Origin of the sequence: uncultured Parvimonas sp. (genome assembly GCF_963524015.1) — a bacterium.
GTDB lineage: Bacteria > Bacillota > Clostridia > Tissierellales > Peptoniphilaceae > Parvimonas.
This window is the reverse complement of the sequence record NZ_CAURDT010000003.1, coordinates 52,977-72,724: the sequence shown is the minus strand read 5'-3', so window position 1 is coordinate 72,724 and position 19,748 is coordinate 52,977. Positions and strand designations below refer to the sequence as shown.

16 protein-coding genes and 1 pseudogene are annotated in these 19,748 nt (G+C 28.2%); 13 read left to right on the top strand and 4 right to left on the bottom strand.

Features of this window, described 5'->3' with window-relative positions:
* Positions 1–20: 20 nt before the first annotated feature.
* Positions 21–566: a DUF6648 family protein gene (locus RWJ08_RS04855; protein WP_313961269.1), complete on the bottom strand. Its 546-nt coding sequence runs from the start codon at positions 564–566 to the stop codon at positions 21–23.
* 36 nt (positions 567–602) lie between these two features.
* Complete coding sequence (locus RWJ08_RS04850) at positions 603–1,028, bottom strand: hypothetical protein (protein ID WP_009354595.1); 426 nt, start codon at positions 1,026–1,028, stop codon at positions 603–605.
* A gap of 310 nt (positions 1,029–1,338) precedes the next feature.
* Here RWJ08_RS04850 and RWJ08_RS04845 point away from each other — a divergent pair, with 310 nt between their 5' ends.
* The 5 genes from RWJ08_RS04845 (at position 1,339) to RWJ08_RS04825 (ending at position 7,125) form a co-directional block, all read left to right on the top strand.
* Positions 1,339–2,043 (top strand): ABC transporter ATP-binding protein, encoded by a 705-nt coding sequence (locus tag RWJ08_RS04845; RefSeq protein WP_009354479.1) that lies wholly within the window; start codon positions 1,339–1,341, stop codon positions 2,041–2,043.
* A 1-nt stretch (position 2,044) separates the two neighbouring features.
* Positions 2,045–5,266: an FtsX-like permease family protein gene (locus RWJ08_RS04840; RefSeq protein ID WP_313961268.1), complete on the top strand. Its 3,222-nt coding sequence runs from the start codon at positions 2,045–2,047 to the stop codon at positions 5,264–5,266.
* A 21-nt stretch (positions 5,267–5,287) separates the two neighbouring features.
* Complete coding sequence (locus RWJ08_RS04835; protein WP_313961267.1) at positions 5,288–5,761, top strand: GNAT family N-acetyltransferase; 474 nt, start codon at positions 5,288–5,290, stop codon at positions 5,759–5,761.
* Between the two features lie 172 nt (positions 5,762–5,933).
* Positions 5,934–6,707 carry a hypothetical protein gene (locus tag RWJ08_RS04830; RefSeq protein WP_313961266.1) on the top strand — a complete coding sequence of 258 codons (774 nt, stop codon included), beginning with the start codon at positions 5,934–5,936 and terminating at the stop codon, positions 6,705–6,707.
* 163 nt (positions 6,708–6,870) lie between these two features.
* Positions 6,871–7,125: a type I restriction endonuclease subunit R, EcoR124 family gene (locus RWJ08_RS04825; RefSeq protein ID WP_313961265.1), complete on the top strand. Its 255-nt coding sequence runs from the start codon at positions 6,871–6,873 to the stop codon at positions 7,123–7,125.
* Between the two features lie 415 nt (positions 7,126–7,540).
* Here the strand turns inward: RWJ08_RS04825 and RWJ08_RS04820 are convergent, their stop codons facing one another.
* A complete protein-coding gene (locus tag RWJ08_RS04820; RefSeq protein WP_313961264.1) occupies positions 7,541–9,010 on the bottom strand; it encodes a glutamate decarboxylase in 1,470 nt (489 codons plus the stop codon).
* Between the two features lie 62 nt (positions 9,011–9,072).
* A complete protein-coding gene (locus RWJ08_RS04815) occupies positions 9,073–10,557 on the bottom strand; it encodes an amino acid permease (protein ID WP_313961263.1) in 1,485 nt (494 codons plus the stop codon).
* Positions 10,558–10,939: 382 nt separating this feature from the next.
* On the opposite strand from RWJ08_RS04815, the gene RWJ08_RS04810 reads away from it, so the two are divergent.
* The 8 genes and pseudogenes from RWJ08_RS04810 (at position 10,940) to RWJ08_RS04770 (ending at position 19,718) form a co-directional block, all read left to right on the top strand.
* Positions 10,940–11,833 carry a flavodoxin domain-containing protein gene (locus tag RWJ08_RS04810; protein ID WP_313961262.1) on the top strand — a complete coding sequence of 298 codons (894 nt, stop codon included), beginning with the start codon at positions 10,940–10,942 and terminating at the stop codon, positions 11,831–11,833.
* 632 nt (positions 11,834–12,465) lie between these two features.
* Complete coding sequence (locus RWJ08_RS04805; RefSeq protein WP_313961261.1) at positions 12,466–13,206, top strand: alpha/beta hydrolase; 741 nt, start codon at positions 12,466–12,468, stop codon at positions 13,204–13,206.
* A 28-nt stretch (positions 13,207–13,234) separates the two neighbouring features.
* Positions 13,235–13,594 (top strand): DUF6176 family protein, encoded by a 360-nt coding sequence (locus RWJ08_RS04800; protein ID WP_313961260.1) that lies wholly within the window; start codon positions 13,235–13,237, stop codon positions 13,592–13,594.
* Positions 13,595–13,621: 27 nt separating this feature from the next.
* Complete coding sequence (locus tag RWJ08_RS04795; protein WP_313961259.1) at positions 13,622–14,383, top strand: class I SAM-dependent methyltransferase; 762 nt, start codon at positions 13,622–13,624, stop codon at positions 14,381–14,383.
* A gap of 29 nt (positions 14,384–14,412) precedes the next feature.
* Positions 14,413–15,327 carry an alpha/beta hydrolase fold domain-containing protein gene (locus RWJ08_RS04790; RefSeq protein WP_313961258.1) on the top strand — a complete coding sequence of 305 codons (915 nt, stop codon included), beginning with the start codon at positions 14,413–14,415 and terminating at the stop codon, positions 15,325–15,327.
* Positions 15,328–15,376: 49 nt separating this feature from the next.
* Positions 15,377–15,706, top strand: coding sequence for a nuclear transport factor 2 family protein (locus tag RWJ08_RS04785; protein WP_313961257.1), 330 nt, complete (start codon positions 15,377–15,379; stop codon positions 15,704–15,706).
* 848 nt (positions 15,707–16,554) lie between these two features.
* Positions 16,555–18,003, top strand: coding sequence for a glutamate--tRNA ligase (gene gltX, locus RWJ08_RS04780; protein ID WP_313961256.1), 1,449 nt, complete (start codon positions 16,555–16,557; stop codon positions 18,001–18,003).
* A gap of 13 nt (positions 18,004–18,016) precedes the next feature.
* Positions 18,017–19,718 (top strand): annotated as a pseudogene (locus RWJ08_RS04770) (DUF2207 family protein).
* The last annotated feature ends 30 nt before the right edge of the window (positions 19,719–19,748 follow it).

Sequence of the window (19,748 nt, the reverse complement as noted above, 5' to 3'; positions counted from 1 at the left end):
GTGTAGCGCTACACAACCTTTTAAATATTTGTATTAACATAGTCATTAATCTTTGAAATTCTAATCTCATCAATAAATATATTCTTTTCTTTTAACTTCTGTAGAATTTCAACATTCATTGAATGAAAAATTGCAAATTCAACATCTTTAACGACAATTTCAAAAAGAGAATTGTTAAGTCTTTTTGAATTCATATCTATAAAATACGCTTCTGTAGAATTTTTATCTAAGAAATCAATCATCTTTAAAAGAAATTTATCTTTTTCAGCATAATAATTATTAGATTTCATAAGATTTTCATTATATTTTTTTTGTTTTTTCTTATTATTTGAATACAAAATTGATTTTTGTTTAAAAAATTTCGCGAGAATGTTGTAATATTGGTAATTATACATTCCTTCTTCCAGCGATGATATATTTAAAAGTGGTTTCATATTTAAATTTTGTATCAATTCATAATTTTTTTCTAAAAAAGATATTTTATCAATTTTTCTTATCGAAAGTTCTAAAATCAAATCATTTCTCTTTTTGAAAAAAGTTTCAAGTTGTTTTGTTGGAATATTCATATCACAAAAAAAGCACCTTAACGATGCTTTTTAAATTTAGTCTAACTTTAGTTCGACACAAGTTGCTTGAGCTCCTTCGCAAAGTTCTTCTTTAGGAATATTAATTCCCATGAAAACTTCAAGATTGTGCTTTTCGCAAAATGTTTCGACATCCTTTTTAAATTTGCAAAGCATATCGCCATTCATTTCAATTATTGAATATATACCGTCGATGTAAATTTTTTCTACATCGTAGTCTCTTGAAACAATTCCGAAGATAAATCCGAATAATTTATCAAGATTTTCAATGCCATATTCCTTAGCATTTGTTAATCTAACACTGTGGTCTAAGCTGAAAATATGAGAATCATCTGTGTCAATAAAAATTATATTTCCATTTCCCTTTCTCACTTCTTCATTTGCTTTATCTATCAACCATTTAGTTTTTCCAGATCCTGATGGACCAAGTACAAAATTTAACATTTAAACCACCCCTTAAACTCTTTTTCTCATTATACCATTTTGAAATAAATAAAACAAGTGTTTTTTTATAAAAAAGATTAATAAAAACTATTGAAAAATAAATATTTTTTATTAAGTTTAACAAAAATTCTGCAAACGATATTAAGATTGTATAAAATTAAAATTATAAAAAAATAAAATTTTGATAGTTTATTTGAAAATATACTATTTTGCGACCTTGATTTTTTTTCGCTTTTGTGCTAAAGTACAATTAGATAATTATGTATAATTTTAATATTTGAATATAAAAATATATTAAATAGGAGGAATTATGGCTTTTGTTGAATTTAAAAATGTTTATAAAAAATATAATGAAGGAAAAAGTTCAGAGATCGTTGCAAATAGAGATGTTTCTTTTGAAATAGAACATGGAGAATTTTGTATTATCGTAGGACCTTCAGGAGCTGGAAAATCTACAATCCTTAATATATTAGGTGGAATGGATGATGCAACAAGTGGTGAAATCTTTATAGATGGAAAAGATATTTGTAAATTTAATAAAAGACAACTTAATGATTACAGAAGATTTGATGTAGGTTTTGTTTTTCAGTTTTACAATCTAATTCCAAATTTAACTGTTTTGGAAAATGTAGAACTTGCAGGGCAAATCGTGAAAGAAAGTTTAAATCCGGCAGGAGTTTTGGAATCTGTTGAATTGTCTCATAGACTTAAAAATTTCCCAAGTCAATTATCAGGAGGAGAACAACAAAGAGTTGCAATAGCGAGGGCTCTTTGTAAAAATCCTAAACTGCTTTTATGCGACGAACCTACAGGAGCTTTGGATTACCATACCGGAAAGAGAATTTTAGAACTTTTACATCAAAGATGTAAAAGTACGAATACAACTGTAATTTTAATAACTCACAATCAAGCAATTACTCCAATGGCAGACAGAGTTATTGAAATTAACGATAGTACTGTAAAAAAAGTGATATTAAATGATAGTCCTAAGAACATAAAGGAAATTGAGTGGTAGTATGAAAAAATCATTGTTTAAAAATTTTTACAGAACAATCTTTAGAACATTTCCGAAATTTATTTCCATTGTTTTTATGATTGCTCTTGGAGTAATGGTTTTTGTTGGACTTAAAATAACTCCATACATTATGAGAAGAAGTGTCGATGAACGTGTAAAAGAAGGAAATTTATATGATTATAAAATTTCTTCTAATTTTGGCTTGCAAAAAGAAGATGAGGACATAATTTCCAGTTTAAAAAATCTAAAAGATGTAGAATATGGTTACAGTATAAATCTTAAAGACGAAGAACGAGAAGTTGACCTTACCATAGAAAGCAAGGCAGAAAAAATTAGTACCGTTCAAGTAATAGAAGGAAATGACATCGAGTCTGACTCTGATATTTTGTTGGATGAAAGACTAAAAGATAAATATAAAATTGGAGATGAAATAGACTTTAAAAATGTCGAAAAATTTGGAATTTTTAAAGATGAAGTAAAAAAATTAAAACAAAATAAATTTACAGTAAAAGGCTTTATTAAAAGTTCAGAAGTTTTAGCTACATTGCTAACAGGGACTACTGAAAATGGATATTTGGCAATAATCTCAAAAAATGCTTTTGATTTTAGCTATTATTCTTATGCAAAAATTACTTTTTCTGACCTTAATGACTTGAATAGAAATAGTAAAGAGTATAAAAAGATTTCAGACGAAAGAAAGACTGAATTACAAGACTTGTTTAAAAGTAGAGCTGGAGAAGTTTACAATGTAATTTATGCTCAAAAGAGAGAAACTTTAGATGATAGTAAAGAAGAAGTTAATAAAAATAAATTCGACATTGAAGAAAGTGAAAGAAAATTACAACAAAATCTTGAAAAAGTTCAAAGTGGTCGAAAAGACTTAAGAAGAGCTTTTGCAGATTTAAATTACCAAAAAAATCAATTTATTACTCAAATAACTAAAAATAAAGAAAAATTGACAACTGCTCTAAACAGTTTGAATTCAAAAAAGAGTGAATTAAATAAAAATAAGACAGAAATAGTTGAAAAAAATAAAACTTTAATAAAAAGTAAAGAAGATATAGAAAAAACAAAAGCACAAGTTGATGCAGGAATAAAAACAGTAAATGAAGAACTAAGATTGCTCGAAGAAAATTATCAATCAAAATTAATTGAGGAAAATGAATATAAGGTAAAGAAAGAAGAAATAAATAAAAAATTAGCTGAATTAAATTCATCTTTACAAACAGTTCAAAATAATTTAGACTCAGTTAATTCAAATCTTTCCAGTATTTCTGCTAAACTTACAGAATTATCAGGAGCCGAACAAAAACTAACTTCTGAAATAAAGACTTTAGAAAGTCAAATGTACCAATTGGAAAAACAAGCCAAACAAGGAATACTAAAATTTGATGAATACTACGCAAAATTAGTTCAAAAAAAATCAGAAGTCGAAGAAAACAACTTAAAATTGAATAAAGGTAAGGGAGATTTAGAGGATGCTAAAGAAAAAGTCCTTGATGCAAATAGTAAAATTTCTGACGGCGATGAAGTTTTATCTAAATTGATAGAACCAAATTACAATATTGAAGAAGGATTTGTTTCATCAATGATGTCAAAAGTTTATTTTGCAGCTAATGGAATCTATGGTGTTTCAAATGTATTCTCACTATTTTTCTATTTCATAGCCCTTTTGGTATCACTTACAACAATGACTAGAATGGTAGATGAAAACAGAATACAAATAGGAACTTTAAAGGCTTTGGGATATAGCAATATCGACATTGCAAAACAATACTTTTACTATGGATTTTTAGCAAGTATCATTGGAGGAATAATAGGTACTATCTTAGGTTTTAAAGTGATTTCTCCACTTGTTTACAGATCCTATCTAAAAGCATTTATATTTAAAAAAGTTTTTGACAATTACTACCCACAAATAATTGTTGTCGGAATTTTAATTGCAATTTTCTGTACAGCTTTTGTGTCATATGTAACATGTATAAGAACTTTAAAAGAAAAAATTTCATCACTTATGAGAGCAAAGGCTCCAAAGTCAGGAAACTTTGTTTTTCTTGAAAAAATACCTTATATTTGGAAAGAACTTTCATTTTTGCAAAAAGCAACTCTAAGAAATGTCTTTAGATACAAACTAAGACTTACAATGACAATTATAGGTGTAATGGGTTGTATGGGACTTTTAGTGCTAGGATTTGGAATAAAAGACAGCTTAGACGGAGTTTCCGATTTACAATACTCAAAATATACAAAATATCATTCATCAGTTATCTACAATCCAATGTCATTGTCAAAAGATTTAGATAAATTCAACGAAGATATAAAATCAAACAAGGATATTAAAGAAAGTCTTGATTTATCTTTAGTATCTGTAAATATAAAATCCAAAAAGAGCTTTGATGAAAAAATAGGTGTCTTTACAACTGATAATTTGAGTGAGTTTTCTAAGTTCTTTGGACTATATAATGGAGACAAAAAAATTGAAAAATTAGATGACGGAATTTATATAAATAGAAAATTAGCCGAAAAATTTTCACTTTCCGTTGGAGATGAAATAACCTTTATAAATAACAATAAAGAATATAAGGGAGTCGTTGCAGGAATCTTTGAAAATCATGTTGGCAATTTCTTTATAATGAACGAAAAAACTTATGAACAAACTTTTTTCAGAAAACCTATAAAAAATACAAAGCTACTAATTTTAAATGATGGAAGCAAGAGCAATATCGAAAAAGTAATAAATGAATTAGAAAAAGATCCAGTTGCCGTAAAAGGCACAAACATACACTCATTGAAAAGGATAATTGATGACGCATCTTACAGCATAAACTCAATTATTTTAGTAATCGTAATATGCTCAGGCTTTTTGTCAATCGTAGTTTTATACAACTTAAGTAATATAAATATCTCAGAAAGAAAAAGAGAAATTGCAACACTTAAAGTTTTAGGATTTTATCCTTTAGAAATTGACAACTACATCTACAAAGAAACTGTAATACTAACAATAATAGGAATAGGGCTCGGAGTCTTTGTAGGTCACAGTCTGCACATAAATATAATGGAACAACTTGCTATGGACTCAATCAGATTTTTCAACAAAGTAAAATTAATAAGCTACATTTACTCAGCCTTAGTAACACTATTTTTCACATTCATAGTTTACTTCGTAGTAAAAATAATGCTTAGCAAAGTTCCGATGATTGAATCATTAAAAGATGTTGAATAGAAATAATCAGGAGTGATAATCTTGGAATATTTTTTGAATATAGAAACAAAAAGGTGTAGGATAAGACAATTTAAACAATCAGATGTAGATGACCTATATTTGATATTAAGTAACCCTAAAGTGATGGAGTACATTGAAGCACCTTTCACTTTGGAAAACACACAAGACTTTTTAAACAAAAATGCTCTGTCTTATCCTCCACGAGTATTTGCTTTGGAATATAAAGAAAACAAAAAGTTAATAGGGCATATTATTTTTCACGAATACGACAAAGACAGTTACGAAATTGGCTTTATTTTAAGTCAAGACTATTGGGGATGTGGCATAGCAAACGAAATAACAAAATTACTCATTGACTATGCAAAAAATAAAAATATCCATTCACTCATTATCGAATGTGATAAAAGGCAATTAGCAACACAAAAAATCGCAACAAATAACAATTTTAAGCTAATAAGTAGCGAGAAGTTGCTTGTTTATGAATTAGTTTTATAAAAAATGTAGTAAATAATATAATGATAAAATAATGAATTAACTATATTTAAATACAAAGGTATATAAATAAAAAGTAGAGTGGATTATTTAAATTATCACATTACAGGGCATATATAAAAATATATTAAAAATTATGATATTTTAATTAAAGTTTAAAAGGAGTTGTAAGAACATGAAGAGAATTAGAACTATATTAATATTGGCTATTTTTTTGACAGGAATTACAATTTTAATGTGCTTTATAGGAAATATTAAATTAGAAAATGCTATAAATAATATTTTATTTGGTAGTACTGCATCTGTTATTACCGCATTTGTTTTGGAAATATTAAATAACATCCAAGAACAAAAAAAAGTATTAAATACATTTTTTTGGCAAGGAATAGTAATATACAAAGAAGACTTAGAAGAATTGTTTTTATATTCAAGAGATTTTTACATTTTAGAAGAACTTTTCAAAGATATTCAAAGAGAAGATAGTGATTGGAATAATTATTATAGTGTATATTTAGAAAATAAAAAATTACTTGATCCTATGATTGATGGGTGTATAAGAGAAATAAAAAATAATGGTATAAAATACCAAAATCATGTTGCTTATTTAAGTAATTTATTAGGTAATATTGACAGAAAAAGATTGTTTTTTAATAGAAATAATATATATAATAAATGCTATAATTTATACAATTTAGTTGAAAATATTAATTGGACTTTGTGTGAAGCTGGCAAATATGTACAAAATACGAATTTGATAGAAAATAGCGATGAAAAAAAATGTAGACAATTAATAATATGTAGATGGATTGCAGATGTATATTGTGTTGATTATGATAGAAAAATAGAGGATATTGATATTAAAGATAACAGTATCTATGAAGAAAACAATGATATTAAAGCAAAAAAAGATTTTGATAAACTGGTTATTGAATTTATTAATGATATTTAATATAAACTAAATTCAAAAAAGCTATTTTTATTGGATTAAAGTTAATTAGAAGCTAAGGAAGCTTCAATAATGATTACTTGTTAAACTTGTATAATTTATTATAAATCATATGCTAAATGTAGTGTATGAGTTATATCATACTGGAGCAAAAGAAGATTTAGTTATGGAGTTCATTAGCAAAACAAGATTATCAGAGTTGAAAAATACTGATGATATTATTGAAACTTTTTATGAATTTGCAAAAAAAGAAAAAGTAGTTAAAATTAATCAACTAATTTCTGAAGAAAATCTAAATGAAAAAGCCAACAGATTTATTGAAAAATCTATATCCAAAGGATATGTTGAATATGCTGGGGATGAATTAGGCGGCATAATCCCACCACTATCCAGAAGAGGTGGAGTAAGAGAAAAGAAATAGTCTTAGAAAAAATAAGAAAAGTTGTCGAAGTTTTTGTTGGAATTTAGAATAGTTATAAATAGACGGTAGAGATACCGTCTTTTTGTTTGAGAGCAAAATGATAATTCATTTTATGTATCTACGATATACATTTAGTTTTGCTAAAGCAAAAGTATGAGATTTCCACAGTCGATTGTTACCAAATCAAAGATTTGAACAATTTTACATTGTACCAACTTTTTGCTGTTTAAAAATAAAATGAGATTTCTCCACGACACTTCGCTTCGGTCGAAATGACGTGTTAGGGAAGCTGTTTAAACTAGGGGCTAGACGTTAAAAATAAAAAAACTTAAAAATATTTTTAAATGAGATTCTTATTATTAAATATACATTAAAAAAGAGGCTGATAACAGCCTCTTTTAGTATTTTACCTAAATTATCTACCACTATGGTCGAATCCCTTGCCAGGTTTTGCATTCTTTTCATTATCATGAAGAACAACTCTTGAACCGTTTAATATTTCAATTTGTTTTTTCATTTCGTTTATACAAAGAATTGCTAAAGGCATACCGAAGTCTTGACGAAGAACAAGTCTTTGTACATCTACATCTTTTAAATTTTCAGGCATAGGATATGCAGGAATCATCCAACCATGCATACGAAGTCTATCTTCTAGGTCATATAATGTCCAATCGACATTTGCATCTTTTTTTAGTCTCCAACATACGATTGGTATTTGGTTTGCTTCTTCAAGCAATTCGAAGATTCCCATTTTTTTGATTTCATCTGCCATATATCTAGCGACATCTATTGTCCTTTGATGAATTTCTTTATAACCCTTAAATCCATTTCTCATAAGCATATAGTATTGACCAACGATTTGAGATGCACTACGAGAGAAGTTGATTGCCATAGTAGCTTCTTCTCCTCCTAAGTAACTAACCCAGAAAATTAATTCTTCCGGAAGAGCTTTTTTGCCACGCCAGATTACCCAACCTACTCCCGGATATACAAGACCATATTTATGTCCAGAAGTACTAATTGACCATACATTTTTCAATCTGAAATCCCATTTTAATTCAGAATCTATAAAAGGAGCAACCATACCTCCGGAAGCAGCATCAACATGTATTCTAATTGGTAATTCAGGTTTCTTTTTATTGTATTGTTCAACTAGTTTGTCAAGAGTTTTTACATCATCATATTTTCCTGTGTAAGTAATACCTAATATAGCAACTATACCTATTGTATAATCATCAACGTAATCCATTACTGTATCCATATTGAGAGATAAATGTTCCATATCTAGTGGAACAGTTCTCATTTCAATATCCCAGTAGCGACAGAATTTTTCCCAACATACTTGGTATCCTGAAGAAATTACAAGATTAGGTCTCTTTTTGGTGAATCTATTAACTCCTGCTTTATCTGCAAGATGTTTCCATCTGAAAAGCATAGCTAGTCCACCTAGCATACAAGCTTCTGATGAACCGACAGTAGATGTTCCTATAGGTTCTTCTTTTGGATTCATATGCCATAAGTTTCCAATAATATCGACACATCTGTTTTCAAGGTCTGCAGTCATTGGATATTCATCTTTATCAATTGCATTTTTTTCAAAATTTTCTGCCATTAATGCTGTTGCAGTTGGTTCCATATAAGTTTGACAGAAAGTTGCAAGGTTTTGTGTTGCATTTCCTTCTGTTTTTAGATATTCTCTAATAATTTCTGCTGCAACTTGAGGAGAAACAGGATTTTCATTTATTTTTTTGTTTGGCATTTCAATATCACTAGCTTCTGTTCCGAAAATCGGTGTAAGATATCTTGTTTCTTGATTCATTGATTCAAGAATATCACTGATATGATTAGTGCTTTTTCTACTTGATTTTGATGTTTTTTTACTCATATTATGCTTCCTTTCTTTAAATAAATTTGAACTATATCAATGTATTTAATAATTTATAATAACTACTTACTTTTATCATCATATTTTGTTGCCCATCTATGTTTATTTGAATAAATAATTATAGGAACTATTAAGGAGATAATAAAGCATATAATTAGCACAATTTGATATACTTGATTATCTGCAGTTGTTAATTTTGATGATGGGAAAAATGAAATAATTAAAGTTGCTATTGTAATAAGCAATCCTACTGTAGCAACAATTATTTTAAATACTTTTCCACCAGGAACTTGGAATGTACGTTTTAAATTAGATTTTTTCAATATTAAAACGAAATATCCTAAGAAGAATAATATATATCCAACCAAATAGATTACAACTGTAAGTCCTATTGCTGTTAAATAACCAACTGATGAATCAGAACCTCCTGCCAATGCTATAGAACCACATAGAACTGCATCCCAAATTGTTACTATAATGGCTTGAATGATAACTGTTTTTACTGACACTCCATTTTTATTAGTTTTTGCAAAAGATGGAGGGAGAATCTTATCATTTGCAGCTTCTAAAAGCGCTCTGGATGGGCCAACAATCCAAGAAGATATTTCTGCTAATACACCAAGAGCTAATAGTATTGCAACTATTAAAACAAGCCAATTATATTGTGAACCAAAATGTTCTGTAAAGATTGCTTCAAATGCCTCAATAACTCCATAAGATAGATTACCATTTAATATTTTGTCTGGAAGAGTTGTAGCTATAGCAAGTCCGCCAAGAGCATCAAGTACAATTGTAAGTATAGTTAAAACAATCATAACTGAAGGATATGTTCTTGTCGGATTCTTAAGTTCGTTAACGTGAGATGCTGACGCCTCTACGCCCATATAACCGAGAATAAAAGAAGCAAAAATTACAAGAGTTCCCGTTTCCTTGAAATTTGGAATTAGAGTTTCTGTCGTAATCTTAATTTGAGAAACACCACCAGTACTAAAGTATGCAATTAAGCCAATGAAAAGTATAATAACAGGAAGAACTATTCCTCCAAGAAAACCAATCTTAGAAATTCTTTCTGTATATTTTGTTCCACCTAATTGTGTAAATGTTAGAACCCACACAATGATTGCAACTCCAAAAAACATAACCATTGGGTTATTGTAAAGTGCATCAAATTTAAATACGTATGCCAATGCTGCAAGTATAAAAAATGACATGGTAACAAATCCTACTGTTATTTGAAACCATTGAAAGAATAAAGCTGAAAATCCCCATCGTTTACCTAGAGTATTTCCAACCCATGAATAAATACCTCCAGATTCCCATCCTTCTACTGTTGCCATTTCTGCAGAGCATAATGCAACAGGCAAGAACCAAAAAAGTCCTCCGACAATTAGAAAGAATACAAGTTGAAAACCAGAACTAGCAAAAGACGGATATTCATATACCGTCATTACCATAGATGCTGTTATAGCAAAAAAACCAAAAAATCCTAGCTTATGCGCTGATTTGTTATTTGATTTTACTGATGATGTTGTCTTATTATTAGTCATAAAATTCCTCCTTTCATTCATCATAATCAAAATATCTTTTGGTGGTAATTTATACCATTGCTCTTTTTTTAAAAATATTAAAAGTATCAAAATTTAATTCAAAAAATCGAAGTAAATTTATAAAACTTTTATGTTAAATTATATATATGTAATATATTATGTAAAAAACTACTTAATTATTGTAATTATACCATATGAATATTATTAAATCAATTATTTTAAAATTTACATTTTGTTTGATTTGATTGGTGAAATAATGTAAATCATAATTGAGTATATTTATTAAAATAAGTTATTATCAATGATTTTAATTTTGTTAGCTAAATTTGGCAAAGGGTATATTTAAAATAATGTTACTAAAGTTGAAAAGAGGCGAACAGATATGAGTAGTGCTATGGAATATAAGAGTCATCAAAATTTCGATTTTTCTTTAGATGATAATATTTTGGATGAGAGAGAATCTTTTTCTCCAAAAGTTAAGGTAATTTATTTTTCACCTACAGGAACTACTAAAAAAATAATTAAGAATGTAATTAAAGGGATTGAGTCAAAACAAGTAGAGTATGTTGATTTAACAGAGGGTAATAGAATTTCAAAGAAAGAAAAAATTGACACTACTAAAGATGATTTAATTATTTTAGGGGCACCAGTTTATGGTGGATTTTTGTATAAAGAGTATAGAAATTATATAAAGAATATTGATTTTAATAATAAAGCTGTCGCTATAGTTTTACTATATGGAAATGCTGCAATTATGTTTGCTAAAAGAGAGATTGTTTCTATAGTAAAAAAGAATAATGGCAATGTTGTGGGTTATGGAGAGTTTGTTGGAGAACATTCTTTTTCAACAAAAGAACTACCTGTTGCTATAAATAGACCGAATGCAGAAGATATTAATATGGCAATTTCATTTGGAAAGGCTATAAGAGAGGAATTAAAAAATAATATAGAAAAGAATAAAAGCTTAAGCTTATTTGATAGATTTATAGGCAAAGTTGCTGATATAAAACCTGTACACACTGGGAGAAGAATATTTACTATTCCTAAAACTGATTATGAGCTTTGTGATAATTGTGGGGTTTGTATAAAAAAATGTCCTAAAGCTTGTATTGATAATCACATTATAACGGATAAAAAAGCTTGTATTGTATGCATGGCTTGTGTAAAGGCTTGTCATAAGAATGCTCGTATAAGCAAGGCAAAAAATCCATTGATAAAAATAGGATTGAAAAAAATTAATAGAAATAAAAATGAATCAAAGTTTGTTGTTTTTTAGAATTAATAGATTGTGTGTTTTAATTAAAAGAAATTAGATGGTAGAGATACTGTCTTTTTTGTTGTAAAAAATAATTTATTATTTTATGTATCTACGATACATTTAGTTTTGCTTGTTTGCAAGCAAAACTATGAGATTTCCGCAGTCGATTGTTACCAAATCAAAGATTTGGACAATTTTACATTGTACCAACTTTTTGCTGTTTAAAAATAAAATGAGATTTCTCCGCTACACTTCGTTTCGGTTGAAATGACGTATAAGGAGAAATCTTCGTTTAATGGCAAGACGTCAAAAGTAAATAATCTTCAAAAATTCTAAAAAATACCAAGTGTTTGAAAAAATTTTTTAATCATTAAAAAAATTATATGAAACTAAATATTTCACGTCATAGCAACTTGTAAAGTAATGCCCCCAACATGTCATCTCGAGCGTAGTCGAGAGATCTCCTAAAGCTCCAATAAAGATTAATATACATTTTTGTATAAATTTTTCTAATTTGCAAGCAAAAAACTATTTGAGAGAGTGAGAAATCACTCTCTTTTAAATTTATATATAGATTAGAATTGTAACAAGTGGTATAATAGAATTAAATTAAAAAGATTATTGATAATACGGAAATTAAGGAGCAAAAAATGAATTTTGTTGATATTAATGAGGGTGGCGAAAAGGTAATATTACTTATTCATCCTATGTTATCTTCTGCTGAGGGAATGAAATTTTTAATTGCTGACAATATATTAGGGGATTATAGATATATAATTCCGGACTTATCAGCACATGGAAAGTCAAGAGAAGTATATAAGTCAGCGGAAATGGAAGCTAATAAAATAAAGAATTATTTAATTGAAAACGGAATAGATAAGATAAATTTAGCTTTTGGAGCCTCTTTAGGTGGAGTAGTATTGTTAAATTTATTAAATAGCAAGGATATAATTGTAGATAAATGTGTTTTTGAAGGAGCTAGTTTGTGGCAAAAAGCCTATTTTTTAGATTTTCTTTTTAAGAAAATTTTTTTGAGAAAACATAAGAAAGCTCTTAAAGATAAGAATTTTGCTGTAAAAAAAATGACTACTCTATATGGAGCGGAATTTGGTAAAATAATGGCAGAGTCTTTTATAAGGATGGATGATGAAAGTATTGTGAATATAATTCACGACTGTTCTTTTGTAAAAATTCCAGATTTATCTAAGGATGAGCAAGAAAAGCTGATTTTTTGTTATGGTTCTAAAGAGTTTGATTATAAAGAAGCGAAGAAGGTGATACCCAAAAAACTACCTTATGTTAAATTAAAAGTATGGGAAGGTTATGGGCATTGTGATAAAATTACAGAAGATAATTTAGAATATTGTAAATTTTTAGAAAGTCAAATATAAAAAAAAGTACTATTTTTTGGGGGAAAGTATGAATATAGAATTATCACGATTTCGTGTCAGAAAAGGGAAGTCGGAAGTAGTAGATAAGTGGATGAATTTTTTAAATGAAAATATGGAGGAAGTATTACTTACTTTGGACGGAGAGAGAATGTATGTAGAAACTATTTTTAGAGAAAAATGTGATGATGAAGAGTATCTTTATTGGTATTCAATTCAGGGAGAAAATGGAATAAGAGTGGAAGAGTCTGATTCGTGGATAGATAAAAAGCATCTTGAGTATTGGGATGAATGTATAGATAAAAATTATCGTGTTGAAATGTCAATGCAAGTTTCTATGATTCCTCATCATATAGCTAATTTGATGACGGATAATTCAATTGTTAGATAAATAAAATAGATATTTAAGGAGAAATATATGGATAAAAAGACACTTTTAAATGAATGGTTGCATGAGCAGGACATTGCTCATATTAAGGGTTGGGATTTTTCTCATATTAGAGAAAGATATAGAGAAGAAGATGATATTCCATGGGATTTTGGGAGCATTATAAAATCTTATTTAAGAGAAAGTGATTATTTGTTGGATATGGAAACAGGTGGTGGAGAATTTCTTTTATCTTTTCTACTAAATCCTAAAAATACTTCAGCAATTGAAGGTTATGAGCCAAATATTAAGATATGTGAGGAGAGACTTATTCCTTTGGGAATAGATTTTAAACCAGCCGATGGTCGTGATGAACTTCCTTTTAAAGATAATTATTTTGATATTATTACAAATAGACATGGTGAATATAATATTAATGAACTTAAAAGAGTTCTTAAAAGTGGAGGATTATTTCTTACACAACAGGTTGGTGCAGAAAATGACAGAGAATTAGTGGAACTTTTAATAGGAGATGTTGATATTCCATTTCCTAAAGCTTATCTGAATATTTCAAAAGAAGAATTTATAGAAAATGGTTTTGAGATTGTTGAAGAAGCAGAAGCTTATAGACCGATAGAGTTTTATGATGTTGGTGCTCTAGTTTGGTTTGCAAGGATTATAGATTGGGAATTTCCTTATTTTGAAGTTGAAAAGTATAAAGAAAACCTCTTCAAAGCACAGGAAATTCTTGAAAAAGAAGGAGTAATTAAAGGGAGAATTCACAGATATTATTTTGTTGCAAGAAAGAAATAGTTAAATTATATTTTTAGGAGGAATGAAAAATGTCTAAGTTATCTTTGAAATATCGTTTTTTAAAAGTGATTATTAAACTTATTGGAGTTAAAAGATATTTTAATAAAAGTGAAACAGAAATTATTTCAAACGCTAGAAAGAGAATGAAAAAAACAAAAATTCCAGTTCTTTCTCATAATGAAATCAACTATGAAATCAAAGAGTTTAATGGAGCAAAGGTTGTGTATATAACACATAAAAAGCCAACAAAAAAAGCCTGCCTATTTATAATAGGAGGAGGGATGATTATGCATCCAAGTAAGAATTCTATTAAGACAGCTTTAAAAGTAGCTCTTGAAAGTGGTCGCAATATGGTTATTCCATATTATCCGCTATGCATAAATCATACAATCGACGAAGTATATGAATGGATGTATAGTTTATATAAGTCAATGCTTAATGAATATAATATTTCAGATATTCTTGTTACAGGAAGTTCTTCCGGTGCAACTCTTGCATTAGGACTTGTATCATATATAAATATTTCAAAGAAAGATATTGAAGTTCCAAAGAGAATATATGCATCATCTCCAGGAGAATGTTTTAAAGATGAAGATTTGATAAAAAAAGGAGAAATTCTTGATAAAAAAGATATTTTATTGACTTTATCATTTGTTAAAATTTTTGGTAAAATTATGGCTCATGGAAAAGATATGCCAGAGTATATGCTGTATCTTGAAAAGGGTGATTATCACGGAGTAGAGGAAGTCTATCTTTCTTATGGAAGTGATGAAGTGCTTTATGCTGCATATGATACGATAAAAGATAAACTTGAGAATGATGGAGTTAAGGTAATTTCAGAAATAGGAGAAAATTTGTTTCACTGTTATCCGTTCTTTCCTATTGTAAAGGAAAGCAAGTCCGGTTGGAAAAATATGTTACAATATCACAAAACTAATGAATAAATGTATTTAGTATTTATGTAATTTAGAATTTAATGAAAGCAGAGAAATTATGGATAATAGAGATATTTTATATATATTTTTTAAAGCTGAAAATGAGCGTAATTGGGAATTGTACAAACAGTTTTTACATCCAGAAGTATGTTGGGAATTGTTCAGCAAAGAAAAGAAAAAAATTGTTGGAATAGAAAATTATATGAAAACTATAAAAAATGCATATCTAAATACGGATTCTAAGTTTTCGCGTATAGATATGCAGATTTCTAAAAGCAGAAATAGAATAGCCACTTATTTAGTAAATAATTTTGGTGTTCGTTCTTTGGATATTTTTGATTTTAAAGATGGAAAAATATATAGAGAATATGAGTTTATTTTAGATTGATAAATTAAAATTGTTAAATATAAAAAAATTACAGAATTTTTGACGGTAGATATGCCGTCTTTTTTATTGAAAAAATAATTTATTATTTTATGTATCTTCGATACATTTAATTTTGCTTGTTTACAAGCAAAACTATGAGATTTCTCCATTTCGCTAACGCTCCAGTCGAAATGACGTATAAGTAGAAATTTTCGTTTAGTGGCTAGACGTTAAAAGTAAATAAACTTAAAAAATTCAAAAAGTATAGAGATTATTTGAAAAAATTTTATAATTATTAAAAAATTTATATGAAAATAAATATTTCACATCATAGCAACTTGTAAAGTAATGCCCCTAACATGTCATCTCGACCGTAGTGGAGAGATCTCATTACTATTATTTGTTTGCAAATAATAGTAAGTCATGTAAATGACTTAAAAAAGTTATAGCAATCTATACAAAATTTCTAAAGTTTCATTTAGTATGAAAATTTTATATCTGATTTATCTTCGATACATTTAGTTTTGCTAAAGCAAAAACATGAGATTTCCACAGCCGATTGTACTCAAATCAAAGATTTGAACAATCTTTGCATCAGACCTACTTTTGTTTACAAGTAAACAAAGTTAGGGTTAGATTCACTACACTCAGCTACGCTTACACTCCAATCGAAAAGACGTATAAGGAGAAATTTTCGTTTAGTGGCAAGTCGCTAAAAGTAAATAGGTTTTAACTTATTTTTCAAAAAGTTGAGTACTGTTTTTATGTGTGAATTTAAGGTTAGTTTTTTGTTAGAAACCTTTACAAAATAGTGCAATTAATATATAATTATTGTAAGTTTATGTTTATTTTTTAGGAGGGAAAAAGGAATGGTTAGATTACGTTTTGCACCGAGTCCAACAGGATATTTACATATAGGAGGACTTAGGACTGCTTTATATAATTATTTATATGCTAAGCAAAATGGAGGAAAGTTTTTGCTTAGAATTGAAGATACTGATAGAACTAGATATGTTGAAGGAGCTATCGAAAATTTAATTCACGAACTTAAATGGGCAGGAGTTGAGGCAGATGAAGGTGTTTGTCTTGATGAAAATGATAAAATTACAGAAATTGGAGATTGTGGTCCATATATTCAATCTGAAAGAGTTGAAAAAGGAATTTACAATAAATATGCAGAGGAACTTATTGAAAAGGGATATGCTTATTATTGTTTTTGTAGCAAGGAAAGACTTGATGATATAAAAAATCAACAAAAAGCTGATGGAAAAATTCCAAGATATGATGGACTTTGTAGAGGAGTTAGCATTGAAGATGCTAAGAAGAGAATTGCAAATGGCGAAAGCTATGTAATCAGATTAAAATTACCTGAAAATAGAGATATTGTTTTTGAAGATGTTATTAAAGGCAAAATTACAATAAATACAAATGATATGGACGACCAAGTTCTTATTAAGGCTGACGGATTTCCAACTTATCATTTTGCAGTGGTTGTTGATGATCATTTAATGGGAATTACTCATATTGTAAGAGGAGATGAGTGGATTTCATCAACTCCTAAACATATTTATCTTTATGAAGCTCTTGGCTTTGAAAAGCCTACTTTTGTTCATTTACCAACAGTTTTGAATAAGAGCGGAAAGAAATTATCCAAGAGAAATGATGATGCGTCTGTTGAAGATTTTAGATTAAAAGGATATTTACCAGAAGCACTTATAAATTATCTTGCTCTTGTAGGTTGGAGTCCTGAAAGCAATGAAGAAATTTTATCTTTAGATGAAATGGTTAAACAATTCTCTTTCGATAGAGTTTCAAAATCCGGCGGAGTTTTTGATGTAGATAAATTAGATTGGGTTAATGCTCAATACATTAGAAAGATGGAAGTTTCAGAACTTGCAAAACTTGTTAAACCTTATTTGGTTGAAGCTGGTTTTATAAAAGAAGATATTTGTGAAAAGAGACTTGAGCTTATCACAAAGACTTTCCAAGAGTCTATTTCAAGACTTCCTGAAATTGTAGATCAATCAAGATTCTTATTTGAAGAAGTTGAAGTTGAGGCTGATGCTTTAGAAATGAGAAATGTAGAACATATAGGAATTTTAAAGGAAAAAATAAAAGAAGAATTATCTCAAATTGACGAAATTGATGAAGAGATTGCTAAGGGCTTTATGAAAAAAGTTCAAAAGGCATCAGGTTTTAAGGGCAAAAACTTGTATATGCCTGTTAGAGCATTACTTACAGGTCAAGTTCACGGACCTGAACTTTCAAATATTTTAGAAATTTTAGGTAAGGGAGAAATTTTGAGAAGATTGAAATAGGAGGTTAAGTCTTATGAAAAATCTTAAAAATTTAGTAAAAAAAGTTTTTACATTTTCCATTGTTTTATTAACTTTGTTTGTAATACCTTTCAATAATTCTTTTGCAGACACTTTTTATAAAAATGAAATTAATGTTAAGATTAATAAAGACGGAAGTGCCGATGTTGAAAGTATTATGGATTTTGAACCATCTAAAGGAACTGAATACTATATTCCTATAGAAAACTTAGGAAAAAAGTGAAATTTTAAACTATGATGTTTCTGAAATTATAGAAGGAAAAGAAGTTCCTTATGAAACTTTAAATACTTGGAATGTAAAACAAACTAGAGAACAAAAAGCAAAGAAAGCGGGAGTTGTAAAGACTAAAAATGGCTATGAACTCTGTTTTGGATTTGGTGAGTATCAGAGAAAAACTTTTGTTTTAAGATATAGGGTTACAAATTTTGTAAAACTTTTAAAAGACTCTGATATGGTTTATTGGCAATTTGTCAATAAGGGATTGAGTTCTGCCCCACAAGAAGTGAAAATTACTATTTCTAAAGCTGAAGGTAAATTCGACAATTCAAATTCAAAGATTTGGGCTTTTGGAAATAAGGGAAAGATTGAATTTTTAGATGGAAAAATAGTTTTTAATAGTTTAATAGGTCTTTCTAGTTCTAATTATGTAACTATTTTAACTCAGATTAATAAAGGAGAATTTACCTCTGGTGAAACTATAAATAAAGATTTTTCATATTATCAAGATTTAGCTTTTAAAGGTTCAGATTATAAAAAACCTAATACTAAAAACAAGTTATTTAAAAATATTATGCTTTTCGTTGTAACTCCAATAATTGTCTTTGGTGCAATTATTACTATATTGTTTTTAAGAAAAAAGAAAGGATATAGTAAGGGAGATTTTAAAGGAGAATATTATAGAGATATTCCTGAAAAAGAATGGTGGAAATTATCCTACATTTTGGAAAATGCAGGATTTGATGGTAATGAAGCAATATTTAGAGCGTATTTCCTAAAATGGATTCAAGCTAAACGATTAATACCAATAACCGAAGAAAAGGGTCGTATTTTTAAAAAGGAAGTTTTAGCTCTAAAAATAAATGAAGATGCTCCTAAACAATTTGATAATAAAATAGAGGAAAAATTTTACTCTATGGTTGTAGGTGCTTCTCAAGGTGATGGAATTTTACAAGAAAATGAATTTTCAAAATATTTAGAAGATGAATTTAAGCAACATAGATTTGAAGAATTATCAGAAGAATTGGATAATTTATCTATTGACTATGCAAGAAAAAATGATTTTTTTGAGAAAAAAGAAAGTGGAGAATGGACAGAAAAGTATAATGATAGGGGCAATGAATTTGTTGCTCGTTTAATAAAGTATTATAATTATTTAAAAGATTTTTCTTTGTTAAGTGAAAGGGAAATTTCCGAGATAAAAGTTTGGAAAGAACTACTAATTTATGCGACACTTTATGATGTTGCTGACGCTGTTGAGGAACAGCTAAGTAAATTATCTCCAGAACTTTTAAATAATATAGATGTTGATTTAAACTCATTCCATACAGGAGTTGTTTATTCCGATGTTTTCACTAATAATTTTGTAGATGCTTATTCAAGTAATGTATCAAATTATTCAGATGGAGATGGGGGATATTCAAGCATCGGAGGTGGTGGAGACTCCTTCGGTGGCGGAGATGGTGGAGGAACTCGTTAATAGTATTTAAGACAAAATAGATAATGATTT